We start from the raw sequence: 18,609 nt of genomic DNA on the forward strand, positions 1-18,609 counted from the left end.
AGCAGCATGACCGAGGCAATGGGCGACTGGCCCAAGACGATCCCCGGCGCGGCCAAGGCAGCGGCGGAGCAATGGCCCGATACGCCGGGGCTGATTGCGGGGGACCGCACGTGGACGTTCGCGCAAGTGTGGGCCGATGCCCGCGCCTGCGCATCGGCCATGCTGGCCAGCGGCGTCGGTCATGGCGACCGCATTGCGATCTGGGCTCCCAACACCCGCGAATGGATGCTCGCCGCGCTCGGCGCGCAGGCCGTGGGCGCAGCCATCGTGCCTATGAACACGCGCTTCAAGGGTGGCGAGGCCGCAGACATTCTGCGCAGGGCCAAAGTGAAGCTGCTGTTTGCGCCTGCCGATTTCCTCGGGTCAGATTATGCCAAGCTCATTGCGGGCGAAGACTTGCCCGACTTGGCCGAAACCATCCACATTGATCGCGATTTCGAAGCTTTCGTAGCGCGCGGTGATGGCGCAGGCGATCCGGCAGTGGATGCCGCTTTCGCCCACGTCGGGCCGGACGACATCAGCGACATCATCTTCACGTCTGGCACCACCGGACGGCCCAAGGGTGCGCTGACCGCCCATGCCCAGGTCACGCAGATCTTCGGCGACTGGGCGAACCGCGTCGATCTGCGGGCCGGTGACCGTTATCTGATCGTCAACCCGTTCTTCCACACCTTCGGCTACAAGGCGGGATGGGTGGCCTGCCTTGTGCGCGGGGCGACAATCGTGCCGATGGCCATGTTCGATGTGGCGGCCATGGTGCGCCAGATCGAACAGAACCGCATCACGTTCATCCCCGGCCCGCCCACGATTTACCAGTCGCTACTGCAAGAATTGGCGGGCGATGCCCCGCGCGATTTCTCGTCGCTGCGCGTGGCCGTAACCGGGGCCGCGCCTGTACCACCCGTGCTGGTGGAGCGAATGCGCGCAGAACTGGGCATGCAGAACATCGTCAATGGCTATGGGATGACCGAGTGCGGCTGCATTTCCATGACCCGGCAGGGCGACGATGCGCAGACCATCGCCAACACCTGCGGCTATCCGCTGCCCGGCACGCAAGTGCGCTGTGTGGGCGAGGACGGGCAGGATATGCCACCGGGCGAAGCGGGCGAGCTGCTGGTGCGCAGTCATGGCGTGACGCGCGGCTATCTTGATGATCCCGCCGCCACTGCCGAGGCTATCGACGCCCAAGGCTGGCTGCACACAGGCGATATCGGCACGATCGACGTCCGCGGCTATCTGAAGATTACCGACCGCAAGAAGGACATGTTCATCAGCGGCGGCTTCAATGTCTATCCAGCCGAAATAGAGGCCATGCTCGCCACGCATCCAGCCATCGCGCAGGCTGCCGTCATCGGCATTGCGGATGAACGCATGGGCGAACTGGGCAAGGCCTTCATCGTGCTGCGCGCAGGTGCGCAGGCTCCCGAAGAAGCCGCGCTCATCGCATGGTCGCGCGAAAACATGGCGAACTACAAAGTCCCGCGCGCCTTCGTGATTCTGCCGGAACTGCCAAAGAACGCAGCAGGCAAAGTGCTGAAAACCGAACTTCGCTGAACCAACCATAATAGCAATCGGAGAGAGTGATGCAGCGTTTTGAAGGCAAAGTCGCCCTTATCACTGGCGCGGCATCGGGCATTGGCCGTGCGGCGGCGATCCGCTTTGCGCAGGAAGGTGCGCGAGTATTCTGCGCCGATCTCAACCTTGTCGGCGCGCAAGCAGTGACGGCCGAAATTGGCGGCAATGCAGGCGCAGTGCAGGTGGATGTGGCCAGTTACGCCAGCAATCAGGCGATGGTCGCCCATGTGATGGAACACGCGGGCCAACTCGATATCGCCTTCCTCAACGCCGGGCTATATGGCGCGGCGGATGGGTTGGACACCGTGGACGAGGCGCTGTTCGACACGCTGATTGCGGTGAACCTCAAAGGCCCCTTCAACGGGATCAAGGCCGTGCAACCGGTCATCGCACAGGGCGGCGCGGTCATCGTTACCGCATCGGCAGCAGGCGTGATCGGACACCCGGCCAATCCCGCCTACAGCGCGGCCAAGCACGGGGTGGTCGGGCTGGTGAAATCCTGCGTCGATGCTTTTGCCGCGCGCGGCGCGCGGATCAACGCGCTTTGCCCCGGCGGCGTGGAAACCCCGCTGATCGGTGCGGCAGATGTTGCGATGGTCGATCCGCAAGACCTGCCGCGTGTAGCCTTGCGCGGCATGGGGCAGGCGCAGCATGTGGCCGAAGTGGCGCTGTGGCTGGCGAGCCCGGCTGCGGGTTTCATCACGGGGCAAGCGCAAGTGCTGGATGCCGCGCTGCTATCGACGTTCGCGCCGGTGATGCTGCCGGTCGGGCCTTAGGCTGGCGCGGTATCGCCCAAGGACGATTGCAAATCCGCCACTGTCGCAATGGGCGCGATGGCGGCGTTGTATTTGATCGATTGCAGCACCAATTCGCTATCAGCCTCGCGGACGCCATCAAGCGCAACCACGCGGTTCATCACAGCGGCAGCGTCTTCAAGACTGGGCAGGATGCACACCGCCACAAGACGCGGCGCGGCATTGGCATCATAAAGCGCACTGACCTGCGGCATGGCGAGCAGACCTTCGCGCACGGAATCGAGCTTTCCGTTGGCACACTTCACCGTGATGAACATCATGTGCTGCCCGATCTCACCGGGTGTGCCGCTGCTATCGCGGGTGCGGTCAATGTCCAGAATGGGTACGAGCTTCAGCAGCCCGGCACTTTGCAAGCGTTTCACCCGGCCCCGCACAGTGCCTTCGGTCACGCCCAGATCGGTGGCGATTTTGCGGAACGACAGGCGCGCATCCTGCGCCAGCATCACCGCAATATCGCGGTCAAGCTGATCGGTGGTGGGGAATTCGGGCGTATCCATCGGCACTACGTTCCGAGCGGGCCAACGGTGGGGACATAGCGGTAGACGTTGTTGATCAGCTCAACATCCACATCGTCCACACCCGGAATATCAGCGGTAGCCTGCCGCACTGCCTCCAGCATTTCGCGCGCATTGCGGAAGGCATAGAGGCATGACACCGGGTAGCGGCCCGATGTGATGTGGACAGACAGCACTTCTTCGCGCTGCGCCAGTTGGTGCGCCACATCTATCGGCGGGCGGCCAGTTACCTGCAGGCGTATCCGCGCCACCAGACGATAGCCGTGGATACGATGATCAGCCACAGCCACCACGCGCATCAGGCCCGCTGCGTCCATCGCGCGGATGCGGTTGGAAACCAGATTGCCGGACAGGCCAAGTTCTTCGCCGATGGTGGTGCTTTGCGCTCGTCCATCGCGCATCAGCACGTCAACAATGCGGCGGTCGGTATCGTCGAGCGATGTGCCTTTCAAGCGGCGTTGCGGCTTGTCTTCGCTCAAAATCGCCATCCCTCGGCTCAGCGTCCTTCGTGAATTTCTGCGATTAGATTACGCAGGTTCGCTGAGCAAGGGGTAGAAAGCAATCATCCACGCGGTTCACGCGGGAGCGAAAGTCCGCGTTCGGCGATCAGGTTGCGCTGGATCTGGTTGGTCCCGCCATAGATCGTATCGGCGCGGCTGAAGAGATAGAGGTTGGGCAGCATGTCCCAGTCATAAGCGTCACCTGCTGCCACTTCGCCTGCCTGCCCCAACACGTCCATCGCCAGTTCGCCCAGCGTGCGCCGCCACGATGCCCACTGGATCTTGTAGGTCAGCGCCGCGCCATCGATTGCCGAATGATCGGTGTTCGAAAGCATCCGCAGCGCGCCATATCGCATCAAATCCAGCCCTATCTTGGCCTTGGCGATGCGCTGGCGGATCACCGGATCGTCCGCCTTGCCGTTGGCTTTTGCCGCCGCAACGATGGCGTCGAACTCATGGCGGAAGCCCATCTGCTGGCCCAGCGTGGAAACACCGCGTTCAAATGCCAGCAGCCCCATCGCAATCTTCCAGCCATCGCCCGGGGCGCCGATCAGGCTGTCTTCCGGGCAGCGCGCATCGGTAAAGAACGTCTCGTTGAATTCGGCATCGCCGTTGATCTGGCGGATCGGGCGGACATCTATGCCGGGCTGGTCCAGTTCCATCATCAGGAACGACAGGCCCTTTGGCCCGGCAGTGCCTTCGGCGGTGCGGGTGACGACGAAGATCCAGTCTGAGATATGCGCAAGGCTGGTCCAGATCTTCTGCCCATTGACCACCCACTGCCCGTCCTCAAGCACGCCCCTGGTGCGCACGCTGGCAAGGTCCGATCCGGCGCCCGGCTCCGAAAAGCCCTGGCAGAAGATCGTGCGGCCAGCGGCAATATCGGGCAGAAAGCGTCGCTTCTGTTTATCGGTGCCAAAGGTCAGGATCGTCGGCCCGGCCAGTTCCACACCGATGTGATTGATCCGACCCGGAATCCCTGCACGGGCATATTCCTCGGCAAAGATCACCTGTTGCGCCAGCGAAGCATCGCGCCCGCCCCATTGCGCAGGCCAACCGATGCAGCCCCAGCGGTGTTCGCCCAGATGCTGTTCCCATTCGCGCCGCCGCTCGGGCATGGCGGTCAGCTGCGTCACGCCTTTGATATCGGAAAACTCGCCCGCCATCTGGCCTTGCAACCAATCGGCACATTCGGCGCGGAACGCTTCGTCGGCGGCGGAGAAACCCAGCTTCATCCGCTCAGCCCGGCATATAGAGTTGAGCGGCCTTGCCGCCATCGACCGGTAGCGCGGTGCCTGTGATATAGCTGGCTGCTTCGGACAGCATGAACACGATGGCCTGCGCCAGTTCATCCGGGTCGCCGCCGCGCTGCATCGGGATGGCCTTGGTCGTGGCGCTGGCGAGATCAGGCGCGTGCGATTCATAGTCCTGCGTGGCTGCGGTCTGGACCTGTCCCGGCACGATGGCGTTCACACGGATACCCTTGGGTGCGCCCTCCATCGCGGCTGCGGCTGAGAACTGCACGAGCGCGGCCTTGGATGCAGAATAACTGGCCATATTGGCCATCGCCCGGATGCCGCAAGTGGAAGCGATGTTGACGATGGAGCCACGCTGGCGGCCCGAAAGCTCCTGCTTGGCCATCACTTTCATCGCCGCCTTGGTGCCCACGAACACGGCATCGGCATTGACCGCAAAATCCTGCCGCCAATGCTCCAGCGAAAGCTTGGAAATAGGCGCGTAGTGCACCGACATCGCATTGTTCACCAGCATGTCGAGCCGACCGTGGCCCGTGGCAATATCTTCGATCAGCGCGGTGAAGGCGGCATCATCGGACACGTCGAGCTTGTGGACTTCGACGTTGCCGAGTGCGGACAACTCCGCACGAGCAGCCTCAAGCTTGTCCTCGCGCCGGGCACAAATGGCAACCGTGGCACCGCGCTGCACCAGCAGGCGTGCAGTGGCGAGGCCAATGCCGTCGCTGCCGCCGGTGACGAGAGCCACCTTCCCGATCATGTCCTGCACCATCTGCGATTCTCCCAATGCACGTTTGGCGTGCATATGGGGCGAGAATGCAGCAAGTGTCAATCTAATGCGTAATATAAAGCAATATAAAATACGTAAATGATCAAAAATCAATTATCCGGCCCTATCCGGCGCGAGGATAATCCGTGTAGCCCTTCGCATCATCGCCATGCCCGGTGTAAAACGTTCCGCGATCCGCCTTGGCCAGCGGCGTACCGGTGCGGAAACGTTCAACCAGGTCGGGATTGCCGATAAAGGCATAGCCGAAAGACACCGCATCCGCTTTGCCCTCGGCAATCACTGCTTGCGCCATTTTCAGCGTTAGCCCGCAATTCTCGATTACCGGGCCGGACCAGTTGGCACGCACAAGATCGAGCGCGTCAAAACCGTCGTTCGGGATGTGGATGAGGTGGCACCAAGCAAGGCCCAGTCCATCGACCGCGCGCAGCAACGTGGCATACGTCTCCGCCGGATCGGCATCGTCCATGCCGTTGAACTTTACGCCGGGGCAGATGCGAAAGCCCACGCGGCCCGAACCGATGGCCGCAGCCAACGCCGCCAATGTCTCGACCATAAACCGCACCCGGTTCTCCGCCGATCCGCCATAGCCGTCGCTGCGCTGGTTGGAGTTGGATGAGAGGAATTGCATCGGCAGATACCCACTGGCGCAGTGCAATTCTACGCCGTCCAATCCTGCTGCAACCGCATTGCGCGCAGCGCCCACGTATTGCGCGATAACTTGCGGAATCTCGTGGCTCTCAAGCGCGCGTGGCATTTCGGTGGGAACGGGCACGCCATCGGGGCCGGGGATCGGATCGGGGCTGGCAATCGCGCTGGGGGCCACGGTTTCAGCATCGGCGGCCTTGTTCGCCCGCACCGATGCGCGGCCCACGTGCATCAGTTGCATGGCGATCCGCCCGCCCTCAGCGTGAACCGCATCGGCCACCATGCGCCAACCCGCTACCTGCTCAGGCGAATGAATGCCCGGCGTGCGCCAATAGCCTTTGCCAGCGGGTGAGGGCTGCGTGCCCTCGGTGATGATCAACCCCGCCGACGCGCGCTGGCGGTAATACTCCGCCATCAGGTCAGTCGGTTCGTCCAGCGGCCCGGCGCGGTCGCGCGTCATGGGGGCCATGACCACGCGGTTGGCAAGATCGATGTCACCCAGGCGCACAGGGCTGAAAATGTCTGCACTCACGGCCATCAACTCCTGACGCGGGGCTTGGGCAGGGGCGCACCCTTGCGCATCGTCTCGATGAATTTCTCCAGCGGCGCAGGCGGTTCAACCGGCCCATCATGCGCTTGCCCCTGCCGCGCCCAATAGGTTTTCCAGCTGGGAAACAGATCGTGGAAACTGCCGTGATAGGGCGCAACGCCCGGCCAGCGCATCTTGCGATCGCCCACGGGCGGCTTGTTCAGGTCGCTGGCATACCAGTACAGCGGCAACCGGCGGCGAAAGTACCAGCGGCCTTCGATGCGTTCGTACTGATCGAAATACATCATCTGCATGATGACCCATTCGGGGCCGCATTCATGCTCGTTCTTGGAATAGACCACGCCCTGCGCGTGATCGGGATCGTCAAAGTCGATCACATGGCCGCCGATGTGGTGGCTGGTGCCATCGAACTGCATCGAATGGGTTTCATCAAACCAGTCGCGCAATGCCTTGCGCCCGGTTTTGCCTCCGCCGACGCGCACATCTTCGGGAAACAGGTTCACCCAGGCATCGCCATCGCGCATGTCGAGCGCGAGCGAATACTTGGCGGGCAACTGGCGGATCGCGTCCAGCGATTCCAGGCGATCGATACGGGCAAGCAAGGCAGTGTCGGTCATCATAAAGGCTTTCAAATGAGCGGGGCAGGGCGGCACAGCGCGCCGTTGGCCCAGCCCAGAATTTCATCGCTGCCAGACGTGATCAGATCATCAACCTCGCCCACCAGCAGGTCATGCGTGCCAAAGGTCACGCGCTCGCGGATCGTGCAGAAGATTGCGGCGGGCGCATCGTCGATGAACCACACGCCTTCGTGCGCAGAATGCACGTGCTGCCGCCAGTCGCTCTGCGTGAACCGGGCCTCGCGCGCCGCAGGATCGGCGAAAGGCAGAACATGTCCGTCCTGCCCGCCGTGCAGCAGATTGATGCAAAACCTCCCGGCGCGGATCATCGCATCGTGCGCGCTGCCAGACCGGTTGACGCAGATCGCCATCGATGGCGGATCAAGGCACACCGGCATCAGTGCCGACATGGCAAGGCCCACAGGCTGCCCGTTGTCGGGATCGAAACTGGTGACGATACCCACCGGTGCAGGCATGAACCGCAGCACCTGCTTGAGCTGCGCGTTTAGCGAAAGCGAGGCGGCGATGGCGGTGTCAGGCAAAAGATGTCCCCTCCACGCACTGGATCATTCGGCGAATCCAGTGCGGAATGCATAATTTGCGCTATCGTATATCTACAATTCTACGCAAATGCAAAGCATCCAGCGGGAGGAGGCTGCTTAATCGTCGTCGGCGACAACTTCTGGCTTGGTGATCTTCGCCATGCGGGCGTTGTATTTTACTGTCTTCACTGCGATTGACGTTTCAACGTGATGCACACCATTGACGGCAAGGATCTTGTCCGATGCGAGTTCGACGAGTGCGTCGAGATCGTCGATCAGGCACATTGCGGTGATGTTGAACTGGCCCATCGTGATCAGCACGGCGTTGACGCTGGGAATATCGGAAATGACCTGCGCCACTTCGCGTACCCGATCAACCTCTGCCTGTACGTTGATGAACGCCAGGCGTGCCTGCTTTTCGATCTGGAAGCCGGTGATGGCGGTAAAGGCGATCAGCCCGTCCTGTTGCAGCCGCTTGATGCGCCCGCGCACGGTACCTTCGGTCACGCCGAGTTCGGCGGCAATGCGCCGGTTGGAAACACGCGCATCGCGGCCGAGCATATCGACCAGTTGGGCGTCGAGCGTGTCTAGCTGGGGGGCTGCCACGGTCAGGCCTTTCCTTCAATCGGGGCGACGTCGAACTTGTACTTGATGATATCGACGACGATCGCTGGCGTGAGCGTGCGGATGCCGTGGACACCCGAAAGCTTGTCGAGCAGGAAATCAGACAGATCGTCGAAATCGTGCAGTGCTACCAGCATGTCGATGTCATATCCGCCCGTCACCATATGCGCGGCGACCACTTCGGGCAGCGCGGCCAGCTCGTTTGCTACATCAGAGGCGGGGCGGCCATCGACCGATACCGAAATCCGCAGCAGCACGTTGAAGCCGTGTGCGGAAAAGTCTGACACCGCCACCACGCGCAATTGGTTGGCATCTTCCATGCGGCGGATGCGCATGGACACAGTTGTCGCGGTCAGCCCCAGCTTTTCGGCGATCTGCTGGTTGTTGGCACGGCCATTGGCACGCAGTTCGCGGATGATCGAGACATCCGTCGCATCGAAGCTGAAAACCTGACTCATCTAACCTCGCATGATCGGTGGCGCAGGCCGCCAATGCTTCGCGGGTTTGCGCAGCACCGGGCGGGCAGTCAACTGCGATTTTCCCCTTTTCCGCAGCCAAACACCCGGCTTTGGCTTCAATCCAAGCTTCTCATCAGTGCTGGATGCAGTGATGCTGACATGTTTGTCAAGGCAATGCGAAATAGTATAACAGTGATTATACGTAAAATTGTTATTAATGTGTGTATATAGCATATTTTGCGTATATAATCTTGGGAGAATGGCAATGCTTCAACGAATGTGCGGTCGCGCGATCATCGTGATCGGGGCAGGCACCGGCATTGGTGCCGCCACGGTAGAACGGCTTTGCGCAGAAGGCGCGCGGGTTTGCGTGGCCGATATCAACCTGGCCGCAGCACAGGCGGTTGCAGCACGTATGACTGAAATCGGGCATGAGGCTCACGCCCTCGCCGTTGATATTGCTGACGAGGACTCGGTCAGCGCTTGCTTTGCCGATGCCGTGGCCAGGCTCGGCGGCTTGGACGGTGTTCATGTCAACGCGGCTGATCTGCGCACCATCTTCCACGATTCCGATGCACTTTCGTTGGATATGGCAACGTTTGACCGCACCATGGCGGTGAACCTGCGAGGTCATTTGCTATGTACCCGCGCAGCACTGCCGCATCTGCTGCAAAGCGATCACGGGGCCATCGTCTATACCAGTTCCAGCGCGTCGGTTGCCGGGGAGCCAGAGCGGCCTTCCTATGCCGCGTCGAAAAGCGGCCTCAACGCGCTGATGCGCCATGTCGCCAGCAAATGGGGCAAGCGCGGCCTGACCGCCAACTGTGTTGCGCCCGGCTTTGTGATGACGCCTGAGATGATCGCGGGCGGCGCAGTTCCGCCCGATTTTATCGACCAATGTATCGCTGGCACGCGCAGCACGCGGCTCGGCAAGGCCGAAGACATCGCCGCGATGGTCGCGCTGCTGCTGTCAAACGATGGCCGCTGGATCAATGGTCAGGTCATTCACGTCAACGGCGGCGCGCTGCTCAGCTGACGCGCATAATCCTTTCGGGTGATGCGGCGCATCTGCGGCGGTGGGATTGCGGCACAACGATAACGAATTTGGGCAGAGGATATTCCATGACAGGCACCACCAACCGCACGTTGCGCCATGCCGTGATCGGCGCCGGGATGGCGGGCATCCTTGCTGCCATCAAGCTGAAGCAGCGCGGTGAGGATTTCGTCGTGTTTGAAAAGGCGGCGAAAATCGGCGGCACTTGGCGCGAGAACCGCTATCCCGGCCTGACCTGCGACGTTCCGGCACATGCTTATACCTACAGCTTCGAACCTTATCCCGAATGGCAGGCTTACTACGCCACCGGACCCGCTGTGCAGGGCTATTTTGAACATGTCGTAGCGAAGTACGGCATAGCTCCCAACATCCGTTTCAACACCGAAGTCACCGCACTCGATTGGGATGCGGCGACCAGCCAATGGACGGTCACCCTGAACGATGGGTCGCGCGAAGTGTTTGACGTGGTCATCGCCGCATCGGGCGTGTTACACCATCCGCGCCTGCCCGAAATCGATGGGCTAAACAGCTTCGAAGGCCCCGCCTTCCACACCGCGCGCTGGGACGATACCGCACCGATTGACGGCGCAAAGGTCGGCCTGATCGGTTCGGGGTCAACCGGCATCCAGATCGTTACGGCCATCAACAAGAAGGTCGAACGGCTCGTCCACTTCCAGCGCTCGCCGCAGTGGGTCATGCCGGTCCCGCAATTCCAGTACACCGATGAAGAGCGCGAAGCCTTCCGCCGCGATCCCGCCCTGATCGACGCGATCCGCTTTGCCGATGAATATATCGGCAACATCAAGCGCTTCACCGATGCCATTACCGATATTGATGGCCCGCAGATGTTGATGATCGAAGACGTCTGCCGCCAGCACTTCGAAAGCTCGATCCGCGATCCCGAGCTCAAGGAAAAGCTTCGCCCGAACTATCGTGCCGCCTGCAAGCGGCTGATCTATTCGTGGTGCTACTACGAAGAAGTGCAGCACCCCGCCGTCTTCGTGGAAACCGGCAAGATTGCGCGCATTGAACCCAAAGGCGTGCGGATGGCCGATGGCACGTTCCACAAACTTGATACGCTGATCCTTGCCACAGGTTTCCAGGCCGACAAGTTCATCCGCCCGGCAGGCGTTACCGGCGAAGGTGGCGTGACTCTGGACACCTTCTGGGCCACGCGACCGACGGCGCATTACGCCGTCACCCTGCCGCACTTCCCCAATCTGTTCATGCTGAACGGGCCAACCGGACCGGTCGGCAACTTCTCGTTGATCGACATTGCCGAGCGGCAGTGGGACTACATCGATCAGTTGGTAGATCTGCTCCGCACAGGCGAAGCGTCCTCAGTCATGCCCACGGTTGAAGCGCACAACGCTTATGAAGAACGGCGCATCGCAGCGGCCAAGACCACAATCTTCGGTTCAGGCTGCACCAGCTGGTATCTCGATGCCACGGGCGTTCCTGCCAGCTGGCCGTGGTCCTATGACGCCTTCGCCGATGCCATGGCCAAGCCGGTCCTGTCCGAATACGCGATCCGGGCACCGGTGGCGGCCTGAACCGCCAGCCTGGTCTTTTGGGGGCTGCGGCGGCGCTTACTCTGCCGCAGCCCGCTGCTCCAGCGCCTCGGCAGGAACCCGTTCTGCCCAGAACGCGCCTTCCAGTTCAGTATCTACATCCACCGCGCCGCGCACACCCAGCGCAGCGCGCGCTTCGTCCAGCGGCAGGTGGAAGCACGTCTCCAGCTTCTTCATGAACAGCGCATCGCTGGCCTTGCCCACCGTCATTCCGCGCTGGATTGCATCAGTGCACGTGTTCCACACTTGCGGGTAATGCAGCAGCGTACGCACGGTATAGCGCAGCGATCCGAAAATCTGGATCATGCTCAATTCCGCTGCCAATTCAGGGTTCTGGATGAACTTGAACACGTTGGTCAGCCGATACCAATAGGGCACCAGCTCCCCCATGAAATTGAACCCGCCCCCGCACAGTATGTGTTCAAAATCATGCGTCTGGCCCGACCGCAGGTTATAGAATTCCAGCTGGCTTTTGGGTTCGCGCCATGGCGTGATCTGGATTTCATAGTTCCCTTGCGTGATCCACTCATAGAATATCCCGCCAAGCGATCCCGGCGCATACTGCGCAAAATCCTCGATGCTGTAGGTCGAATAGAATCCTTCGGAAAACCAGGCATCCAGATCTGGATTGACTCGCCGTTCTGCCGTGAACATCTCTTCGATCGCCGCATGATCGCGCAGTTCCTCAAGGATCGGCAGGAACGCATACATCTCGGCAGGTGGCGGCATATCCGGGCCGTTGCGGCGCAGCAGGATCATCGCCAGCCAATCGCGCAAGCGCGGATTGTTGAGATATTTCGATGACGAGACGAGCACGCTCGAAGGCGTTTCCACCGGCATCACACCGCGCGCAAGATAGGGCATATCGGCCATCGGTTCATCCTCTTGTTTCACCGAACGGTATCGAACCGTTCGGCAAATTGCAAGGCCGTGGTGACCTGCTATAGCCCGATGCATGATCGAGGCTTCTGCCGTCCAACCTGATACGCAAACACCGGTGCCGCCCCGCGTCGCGCACCTGCTGGACACTGCCCGCACAGCATTCGTGGCTGAAGGCTATGACCGCGTGAGCATCGACGCCATCGCGCGCGAGGCGGGCGTCAGCAAGGAGACGATCTACCGCCACTTCGTGGATAAGCAGGCGCTGTTCCGCGCCGCGCTTGAAGACATGGCCAACCGCTTCGTCGCCCGCGCACAGGCGCTCCACCGCGCAGCTTTGCCGCCGGGGCAGGAACTAGACGCCCTCGCTCGGACTATCCTTGATGCGGCGGTGGGCGGCGGTCTGCTCAGCCCGCTGTGGCTGGCGGCAGGGCTGGGCAGCCGAATGCCCGATTTCGCCGCCGAACTTCAGCAGGCGCAAGCCGCCCGGATGGAGCCGGTACGTGAGGCGATTGAGGGGATTGCCCGCGCACAGGGTGTGCTGCGGGACATCCCTATCGATGATGCGCTGGATTTCGGGTCGCTGGCGGTTGAAGGCTCAACATTGCTGATGGGTTTCGATCCCCCGCCGCCCGAACGTCGCACGGCGCTTGCCGCACGGGTTGCCGCGCTCTTCGGGCAGGGCGTGCTTGCCATGCCCGCCACCCCGGCCCTGTTGGATCCCGAACCCGAACACACTGCCGGACCGGCACCCACGCGCGCGCCACATCTGCGTCGTCTGATCGATATTGCTGCGCAGCATTTCCTGAGCGACGGCTTTGAAGCAGCCAGCCTCGGCGTGATCGGCGCCGAAGCGAAAGTCGGACGTGGCACACTCTACCGCCACTTCGCCCACAAGGCAGGTCTGTTCGATGCCGTTCTGCGCGATCTGGCCACACAGTTGGCCAACCAGGCCACGCCGCCTGCACTGGTCGGCGATGGCATACCGGAAACGCTCGCGCACTACTTTGGCGCGGCAACCGCACATCTCACCGCCCCTGTGTCCATTGCGCTGCACCGCGCCGCCATTTCAGCCTCGCGCCGCGATCCGGCGCTGGCGCGCTTTGTTCATGATACAGTGCGCGAACCATGGATCGGCCCACTGTCGGTCTGGATTGCCCAGCGCACAGGCCACGCCGATTCGCGCTGGCTGGCACGGCAGGGCATCGTGCTTGCCATGCAGGGCAATCGCGCCATCGCATCGGGCCATGGTCCAGCGCCCCAAGCGCTCGATCGCCATGCCGTGCGCACCGCACGTTTGTTCCTCAACGGGCTTGCTGACGGAAACGCAGCATAACGCAGCAGCGTCAAAAAGGCGCAAGCTTATGGGGCGCTTGCAGACGATCTCATTGAAATCGAACACTTGGCGCTGTCACCAGCATTTTGCCTGCCCGCCCATTGGTGAAAGGCCATATGGTCAACTAAGTCAGCCATAAATTACGCAAGAGTGTATCATATTTATCCATTGCACTAAGTTTGCGTAGTTGATACTAGCTCTCCAACGACAAATAGAATCCGGGAAAAGAGGTTGCGTCTGCGTTCAGCGGACGGTCCAGCATCGTCTGGACACTGATTTATCAGGCGATCCCTTGTGCCTCGGCTTCGCACGAACCTGGTCAGGTCGTGTTGCGGGTTTGAATTTGGAGGGAGATAAAAATGTCTGCAGGGATCACCATGAAATCACGCTGGCCGCGCCGCTGCGGTGCCGCGCTGCTCGCCGGGGTGGCGTTTGGCGTCGTTGCCATGCCGCAAGCCGCTTTTGCTGCACAAAATGCTGCGCCCGATCAGGCATCGGAAGCTGAACAGCCCAGCAGCACGGAAATCATCGTCACCGCCAACCGCCGCGAAGAGCGCGCGCAGGACGTGCCGATCTCGATCACCGCTATCAGCGCCGAAAGCATCCGCGAACGCGGGCTGACGCAGCTTCAGGACTTGCAGGCCTCGGTGCCTTCGTTGGTCGTCGGCCCCAATGGCCAGGCCTCGCGCGATGTGATGTCGCCTTCGATCCGCGGGCAGAGCGCCTCTTTCCAGGGCTCGCCCGCCGTCGTCGTCTACATGAACGAAGTGCCGCTGCTTTCATCGATCACGCTCTCGGGCCAGGGCGGGCCCGGCACCTTCGTCGATCTCACCAACATTCAGGTTCTGGCCGGTGCGCAGGGCACACTGTTCGGACGGAACACCACAGGCGGCGCGATCCTGCTCACGCCGGCCAAGCCGACCGATGCACTTGAGGGGTATGCTCAGGCCGGCTTTGGCAATTACGGGCTGGTCGAAACCGAAGCCGTTCTCAACATTCCCGTCTCGGACAGGGTCCGACTGCGTCTGGTTGGCGCATCGCGCGATCGCAACGGGTTCACCTATGACACGAACTGGAACAAGGATCGCGACGATCAGCACTGGCGCATGGCGCGGGTCGGTCTATGGATCGAACCGGTCGAAGGCGTAACGAACTACACGCTGGCCTATTACGGCACGTCGCACAGCAACGGCACCGGCTCGATCGCCAAGGACTTCAACACCAACTACTTCATCGGTCTGGCAAGGCGTCCGGTCCCGATCGGCGGTGGGGTGACCGTGCCACTCGGCGCGATCTCGCCAAACTTCAATTTCTGCGGCGCGGGCACCGGCCCTGCCGATTGCAGCCTCTATACCAATCTGATTGCCGATCAGGAAAAGCGCGGCATCCGCAAGACCGCGCACGGCCTCGACAGTTTTGCCAAGCTCGAATCCTGGAGCATCAGCAATACGACCGATATCGAACTGTCCAGCACGCTGACTCTGCGCAATATCTTCAGCTATTCGGAACTCAGGTCGGATTATGCAAACGATCAGGACGGAACGACCGTGCCGATCTATGACAACGGCAACACCGAGTTGAGCCGGACCGCGCCGCGTGACTGGTACAAGCAGGTAACCGAGGAACTGCAGGTTCAGGGAACCGGGCTGAACGACAAGCTGACCTACACGGTCGGCGGTTTCTACTTCAAGCAAAGCCCTCGCGGCACGATGCGCTACTTTTCCACCAACGTCTGCGCGCGGCCGACACTGGCAGGATGCGGGATCGGGCAGAGTGAAATCGGCATCACCAACGAATCGAAGGCCCTCTATGCGCAAGGCTCGCTTGATTTCGGCGCGTTTTCGCCTTCGCTTGATCGGCTGCGTCTGACCGCCGGGTATCGCTATACCTGGGATACTGTCGGAGGTACGGCAACTGCATGGAACTTCACGCCGCTGCCCGGTGGCGGTCAGTTCGTAAGCTCGTGCTCGTGGAAGTCCAATCCGAACCCGAGCCAATCCATCGCCGATCCGCGCAACACCTGCCTGTTCGGCGCAGAACTCAAAAGCTCGTCGCCCAACTGGACGATCGGCCTCGACTATCGCCCGAACGACAACATCATGGTCTATGGCAAGGCCACGCGCGGCTACAAGGCTGGCGGTTTCAACACCTTTGCCGTGTTTGATTCCACCCGCACCTTCGGCCCGGAAACGGTCACCGATTATGAACTCGGCTTCAAAAGCGATTTCAACGCAGGTGGGATGCGCGGGCGCTTCAACGTCAATGGCTTCTGGCTGGATTACAAGAATATCCAGCGCGCAGCGGGCGATTTCAACCGCGCTACGGGAGGTAATGGCGCTGTGACCTTGAACAACGCGTCGGCCACGATCAAAGGCGTTGAAGTCGAAGCCATGATCCAGCCGACCGAAAACATCGAACTCGGCGGCAACTACAGCCACCTCAATGCCAAGTACAAATCCTTCGTGTTCGACTCAAGCTCGGGCGTCTGGGATTGCACCGCACAGTCGATCACCTCGCCAAAGGCCTTTGCCGGGGCGGACATGACCTGCCGTCCACTGCAATATCTCTCGCCAAACATTGTCTCGGTCTATGGCCGGTTCAGCCTGCCGATGGCCGACGATGTGGGCAAGCTGAGCCTGCTGCTCAGCTACAACTGGACCGATGCGCAGCCTACCGCACCGTTCTCTACCGAGTTCTTCCCCGATGGCACGGTGAACGAGCCAGGCGTATTGCTGCCAAGCTATGGCCTGCTCAACGCCACGATTGACTGGAAGGGCGTCCTTGGCTCCCCTGTCGATCTCAGCTTGTTTGCCACCAACATCACCAAGAAGAACTACATCATCTCGAACACCGGCATCTATCAGACCATCGGTGCGCAGAGCGTGATCTACGGTGAGCCGCGCATGTTCGGCCTGCGCCTGCGCTACAGCTTCGGCAACTGACCGGTGCTGCGGCCATCTGACTGAGAAAAAGGCCGGGCGTGAAACCCCGGCCTTTTTTGCAACTGAATGGAGAGGATCTGGCATGAGCAGGCAACTTGAAGGGCGCGCAGTCGTCATCACCGGCGCAGCTGATGGCATCGGACAGGGCATCGCGCGCCGCTTTGCCAAGGAAGGCGCCAGCGTGATCGTGGCGGATTATGACGCAGAGCGCGGCCAGCAGGTTGCCGATGAATTGCAGGCTCTTGGCGCGCAGGCCGCTTTCATCCGCTGCGATGTGTCCTTGCGCAATGATGTGTTCGGCGCGGTCGATCTGTGCGTGGAGCGGTTCGGTTCGGTCGATATTCTCGTCAACAACGCCTATCGCGGCGAGGGGCCGGTGCGCATTGAGCGCAAGACCGACGAACGCTTCGATGATGCGCTGAAGATGTGCCTCTATGCCACCAAGTGGGCGATGGAGCGCGCGCTGCCGCACATGAAGGCAAAGGGCTGGGGCCGCGTCATCAACATGGCCTCGCTCAACGGCGTCAACGCGCACATGGGCAGCGCGGACTATAACGTGGCCAAGGAAGCCGTGCGCGCTTACTCCCGCACCGCCGCGCGCGAGTGGGCACCTTACGGCATATGCGTGAACGTGATCTGCCCTGCTGCTATCTCAGCCGCTTACCGCCGCTTTGCCGAAATCGCCCCTGATGTTGCAGCGGCTAGCGCGGCGGCCAATCCGATGGGCCGCATGGGCGATCCTGAAAGCGATATCGGCGGCGTGGCGGCATTTCTGGCGAGCGAGGATGCGCGCTATCTGACCGGCAATACCTTGTTTGCCGATGGCGGTGGGCACATCAACGGCGTGCCGTGGACACCGGATCTTGGGCCTGAAGAATAAGCGTTCGGGGGACTACCGGTCGGCCCAGTGAGGCCGACCGGTAGTCCCGATTATCAGAACAGGCGCGCTTGGCCGCCATCCACCATCAGCGTCTGTCCCGTCACGTAACCCGCTGAATCGCTGGCAAGAAATACCGCTGCTGCGCCAATATCCGTCTCGCAATCGCCAATCCGGCGCATCGGCACTTTGGCGATGTGATCGGCGTAGGCATCGGGGAAGTGCTGCTTCCAGATCTCCACGCCCGGCGAATTGGCAAACGGGCAGATGATGTTCACGCGCACGCCCAGCGCGCCCCATTCCACCGCCGCCGTCTTGGACAAGGACCGGATCGCCTCTTTCGCCGCGCCATAGGACGCCTGCGTGGCCATCCCCTGAATGCCCGCGCCGCTGCCAAAATTGATGACCGATCCTTGTGTTTCAACAAGATGCGGCTGTGCGGCTTGCATCAGCAGGAACGTGGCCCAGAACCCGGTCCCGAAGGCCAGGTCCATCGCTTCGGTCGTCGTGTCCATCAGCATCAGTTGCTGCGATGCCTGCGCCGCGTTGACCAGCACATCAAGCCGCCCGAATCGGCGCACCGCTTCGTCCACGATGCCAGGCAGGGCGGCGCGGTCCATCAGGTCCACCGCCATGAATGCCACTTCGCCGAATGCACCAAGCTCCTGCGCGGTCGCTTCGCCAAGGTCCGCTTCGCGGTCCACGATCAGGACCTTTGCTCCGGCTTTGACAAATGCGGCTGCCACACCCTTGGCCACGCCACGCGCGCCTCCGGTGACGATGGCGGCTTTTCCGGCAAGTTGCATGTGAGACTCTCCCGATTATTTAATGCGCTAACTATGTGGTTATAAAATACGTAAAGCAATGCATAATTGGTGATTCTGCATCATATTTGCGTAAACTCGTTGGGCCTGAAAGCGGCGATCGTGCGTGCGTTCTCAACAGTGCCTAAATGCACCTAAATGCACCTAGCACTACTTTGGCAGATTTTTCGAAGGTGCCTTTGCAATGAGCTTATCGCAGTGAGGGCATCGGCGGGGTGGTGGCCGTATGAAGAGGTCGAGAA

The 18,609-nt window shown here is 61.3% G+C and carries 18 protein-coding genes; 7 read left to right on the forward strand and 11 right to left on the reverse strand.

The annotated features are described in order from the left end of the window. The first annotated feature begins 6 nt into the window (after positions 1–6). Positions 7–1,554, forward strand: coding sequence for a FadD3 family acyl-CoA ligase (locus tag B7X90_RS00470; protein ID WP_292620733.1), 1,548 nt, complete (start codon positions 7–9; stop codon positions 1,552–1,554). Positions 1,555–1,583: 29 nt separating this feature from the next. Next, positions 1,584–2,351, forward strand: a complete 768-nt coding sequence (locus B7X90_RS00475; protein ID WP_292620734.1) for an SDR family NAD(P)-dependent oxidoreductase — start codon at positions 1,584–1,586, stop codon at positions 2,349–2,351. On the opposite strand, the gene B7X90_RS00480 is transcribed toward B7X90_RS00475, so the two are convergent. The 9 genes from B7X90_RS00480 to B7X90_RS00520 all read right to left on the reverse strand — a co-directional run bounded on the left by B7X90_RS00480 (position 2,348) and on the right by B7X90_RS00520 (position 8,884). Then, positions 2,348–2,887, reverse strand: a complete 540-nt coding sequence (locus B7X90_RS00480) for an Lrp/AsnC family transcriptional regulator (RefSeq protein WP_292620736.1) — start codon at positions 2,885–2,887, stop codon at positions 2,348–2,350. The two genes, B7X90_RS00475 and B7X90_RS00480, sit on opposite strands and share 4 nt — an antisense overlap. A 5-nt stretch (positions 2,888–2,892) precedes the next feature. Then, on the reverse strand, positions 2,893–3,393 hold the full coding sequence (locus B7X90_RS00485; RefSeq protein ID WP_292620738.1) for an Lrp/AsnC family transcriptional regulator: 501 nt from the start codon (positions 3,391–3,393) through the stop codon (positions 2,893–2,895). A gap of 74 nt (positions 3,394–3,467) precedes the next feature. After that, positions 3,468–4,640 carry an acyl-CoA dehydrogenase family protein gene (locus B7X90_RS00490; RefSeq protein WP_292620740.1) on the reverse strand — a complete coding sequence of 391 codons (1,173 nt, stop codon included), beginning with the start codon at positions 4,638–4,640 and terminating at the stop codon, positions 3,468–3,470. A gap of 4 nt (positions 4,641–4,644) precedes the next feature. After that, entirely contained in the window at positions 4,645–5,418 is a 774-nt protein-coding gene (locus tag B7X90_RS00495; protein WP_292620741.1) for an SDR family oxidoreductase, read from the reverse strand. Between the two features lie 133 nt (positions 5,419–5,551). Continuing rightward, positions 5,552–6,625, reverse strand: a complete 1,074-nt coding sequence (locus B7X90_RS00500; protein ID WP_292620743.1) for an alkene reductase — start codon at positions 6,623–6,625, stop codon at positions 5,552–5,554. Positions 6,626–6,630: 5 nt separating this feature from the next. Further along, positions 6,631–7,260, reverse strand: a complete 630-nt coding sequence (locus B7X90_RS00505) for a nuclear transport factor 2 family protein (RefSeq protein WP_292620745.1) — start codon at positions 7,258–7,260, stop codon at positions 6,631–6,633. An 11-nt stretch (positions 7,261–7,271) separates the two neighbouring features. Next, entirely contained in the window at positions 7,272–7,802 is a 531-nt protein-coding gene (locus B7X90_RS00510; RefSeq protein ID WP_292620747.1) for a flavin reductase family protein, read from the reverse strand. A gap of 117 nt (positions 7,803–7,919) precedes the next feature. Beyond that, a complete protein-coding gene (locus B7X90_RS00515) occupies positions 7,920–8,408 on the reverse strand; it encodes an Lrp/AsnC family transcriptional regulator (protein WP_292620749.1) in 489 nt (162 codons plus the stop codon). Between the two features lie 2 nt (positions 8,409–8,410). Next, positions 8,411–8,884 carry an Lrp/AsnC family transcriptional regulator gene (locus tag B7X90_RS00520; protein ID WP_292620751.1) on the reverse strand — a complete coding sequence of 158 codons (474 nt, stop codon included), beginning with the start codon at positions 8,882–8,884 and terminating at the stop codon, positions 8,411–8,413. Positions 8,885–9,149: 265 nt separating this feature from the next. On the opposite strand from B7X90_RS00520, the gene B7X90_RS00525 reads away from it, so the two are divergent. Both B7X90_RS00525 and B7X90_RS00530 read left to right on the forward strand, forming a co-directional pair. After that, positions 9,150–9,920: an SDR family oxidoreductase gene (locus B7X90_RS00525; protein WP_292620753.1), complete on the forward strand. Its 771-nt coding sequence runs from the start codon at positions 9,150–9,152 to the stop codon at positions 9,918–9,920. Between the two features lie 86 nt (positions 9,921–10,006). After that, positions 10,007–11,491, forward strand: coding sequence for an NAD(P)/FAD-dependent oxidoreductase (locus B7X90_RS00530; RefSeq protein WP_292620754.1), 1,485 nt, complete (start codon positions 10,007–10,009; stop codon positions 11,489–11,491). 36 nt (positions 11,492–11,527) lie between these two features. Here the strand turns inward: B7X90_RS00530 and B7X90_RS00535 are convergent, their stop codons facing one another. After that, on the reverse strand, positions 11,528–12,382 hold the full coding sequence (locus B7X90_RS00535; protein WP_292620756.1) for a hypothetical protein: 855 nt from the start codon (positions 12,380–12,382) through the stop codon (positions 11,528–11,530). Between the two features lie 82 nt (positions 12,383–12,464). Between B7X90_RS00535 and B7X90_RS00540 the strand changes: the two genes are divergently transcribed. The 3 genes from B7X90_RS00540 to B7X90_RS00550 all read left to right on the forward strand — a co-directional run bounded on the left by B7X90_RS00540 (position 12,465) and on the right by B7X90_RS00550 (position 17,546). Further along, positions 12,465–13,724 (forward strand): TetR/AcrR family transcriptional regulator, encoded by a 1,260-nt coding sequence (locus B7X90_RS00540; RefSeq protein ID WP_292620759.1) that lies wholly within the window; start codon positions 12,465–12,467, stop codon positions 13,722–13,724. A 359-nt stretch (positions 13,725–14,083) separates the two neighbouring features. Next, positions 14,084–16,666 carry a TonB-dependent receptor gene (locus B7X90_RS00545; protein WP_292620761.1) on the forward strand — a complete coding sequence of 861 codons (2,583 nt, stop codon included), beginning with the start codon at positions 14,084–14,086 and terminating at the stop codon, positions 16,664–16,666. Between the two features lie 82 nt (positions 16,667–16,748). Then, positions 16,749–17,546 carry an SDR family NAD(P)-dependent oxidoreductase gene (locus tag B7X90_RS00550; RefSeq protein WP_292620763.1) on the forward strand — a complete coding sequence of 266 codons (798 nt, stop codon included), beginning with the start codon at positions 16,749–16,751 and terminating at the stop codon, positions 17,544–17,546. A 53-nt stretch (positions 17,547–17,599) separates the two neighbouring features. Here the strand turns inward: B7X90_RS00550 and B7X90_RS00555 are convergent, their stop codons facing one another. After that, positions 17,600–18,349 carry an SDR family oxidoreductase gene (locus B7X90_RS00555; RefSeq protein ID WP_292620764.1) on the reverse strand — a complete coding sequence of 250 codons (750 nt, stop codon included), beginning with the start codon at positions 18,347–18,349 and terminating at the stop codon, positions 17,600–17,602. Positions 18,350–18,609 lie beyond the last annotated feature (260 nt).

Origin of the sequence: Novosphingobium sp. 17-62-19 (assembly GCF_002256775.1) — a bacterium.
GTDB lineage: Bacteria > Pseudomonadota > Alphaproteobacteria > Sphingomonadales > Sphingomonadaceae > Novosphingobium.

Bases quoted from the DNA above. Each gene is read 5' to 3' on its own strand.
- B7X90_RS00535 (WP_292620756.1), bottom strand. From the start codon at position 12,382: ATGGCCGATATGCCCTATCTTGCGCGCGGTGTGATGCCGGTGGAAACG.
- B7X90_RS00505 (WP_292620745.1), bottom strand. From the start codon at position 7,260: ATGACCGACACTGCCTTGCTTGCCCGTATCGATCGCCTGGAATCGCTG.
- B7X90_RS00545 (WP_292620761.1), top strand. From the start codon at position 14,084: ATGTCTGCAGGGATCACCATGAAATCACGCTGGCCGCGCCGCTGCGGT.
- B7X90_RS00480 (WP_292620736.1), bottom strand. From the start codon at position 2,887: ATGGATACGCCCGAATTCCCCACCACCGATCAGCTTGACCGCGATATT.
- B7X90_RS00530 (WP_292620754.1), top strand. From the start codon at position 10,007: ATGACAGGCACCACCAACCGCACGTTGCGCCATGCCGTGATCGGCGCC.
- B7X90_RS00555 (WP_292620764.1), bottom strand. From the start codon at position 18,349: ATGCAACTTGCCGGAAAAGCCGCCATCGTCACCGGAGGCGCGCGTGGC.
- B7X90_RS00550 (WP_292620763.1), top strand. From the start codon at position 16,749: ATGAGCAGGCAACTTGAAGGGCGCGCAGTCGTCATCACCGGCGCAGCT.
- B7X90_RS00470 (WP_292620733.1), top strand. From the start codon at position 7: ATGACCGAGGCAATGGGCGACTGGCCCAAGACGATCCCCGGCGCGGCC.
- B7X90_RS00475 (WP_292620734.1), top strand. From the start codon at position 1,584: ATGCAGCGTTTTGAAGGCAAAGTCGCCCTTATCACTGGCGCGGCATCG.
- B7X90_RS00485 (WP_292620738.1), bottom strand. From the start codon at position 3,393: ATGGCGATTTTGAGCGAAGACAAGCCGCAACGCCGCTTGAAAGGCACA.
- B7X90_RS00490 (WP_292620740.1), bottom strand. From the start codon at position 4,640: ATGAAGCTGGGTTTCTCCGCCGCCGACGAAGCGTTCCGCGCCGAATGT.
- B7X90_RS00495 (WP_292620741.1), bottom strand. From the start codon at position 5,418: ATGATCGGGAAGGTGGCTCTCGTCACCGGCGGCAGCGACGGCATTGGC.
- B7X90_RS00540 (WP_292620759.1), top strand. From the start codon at position 12,465: ATGATCGAGGCTTCTGCCGTCCAACCTGATACGCAAACACCGGTGCCG.
- B7X90_RS00520 (WP_292620751.1), bottom strand. From the start codon at position 8,884: ATGAGTCAGGTTTTCAGCTTCGATGCGACGGATGTCTCGATCATCCGC.
- B7X90_RS00525 (WP_292620753.1), top strand. From the start codon at position 9,150: ATGCTTCAACGAATGTGCGGTCGCGCGATCATCGTGATCGGGGCAGGC.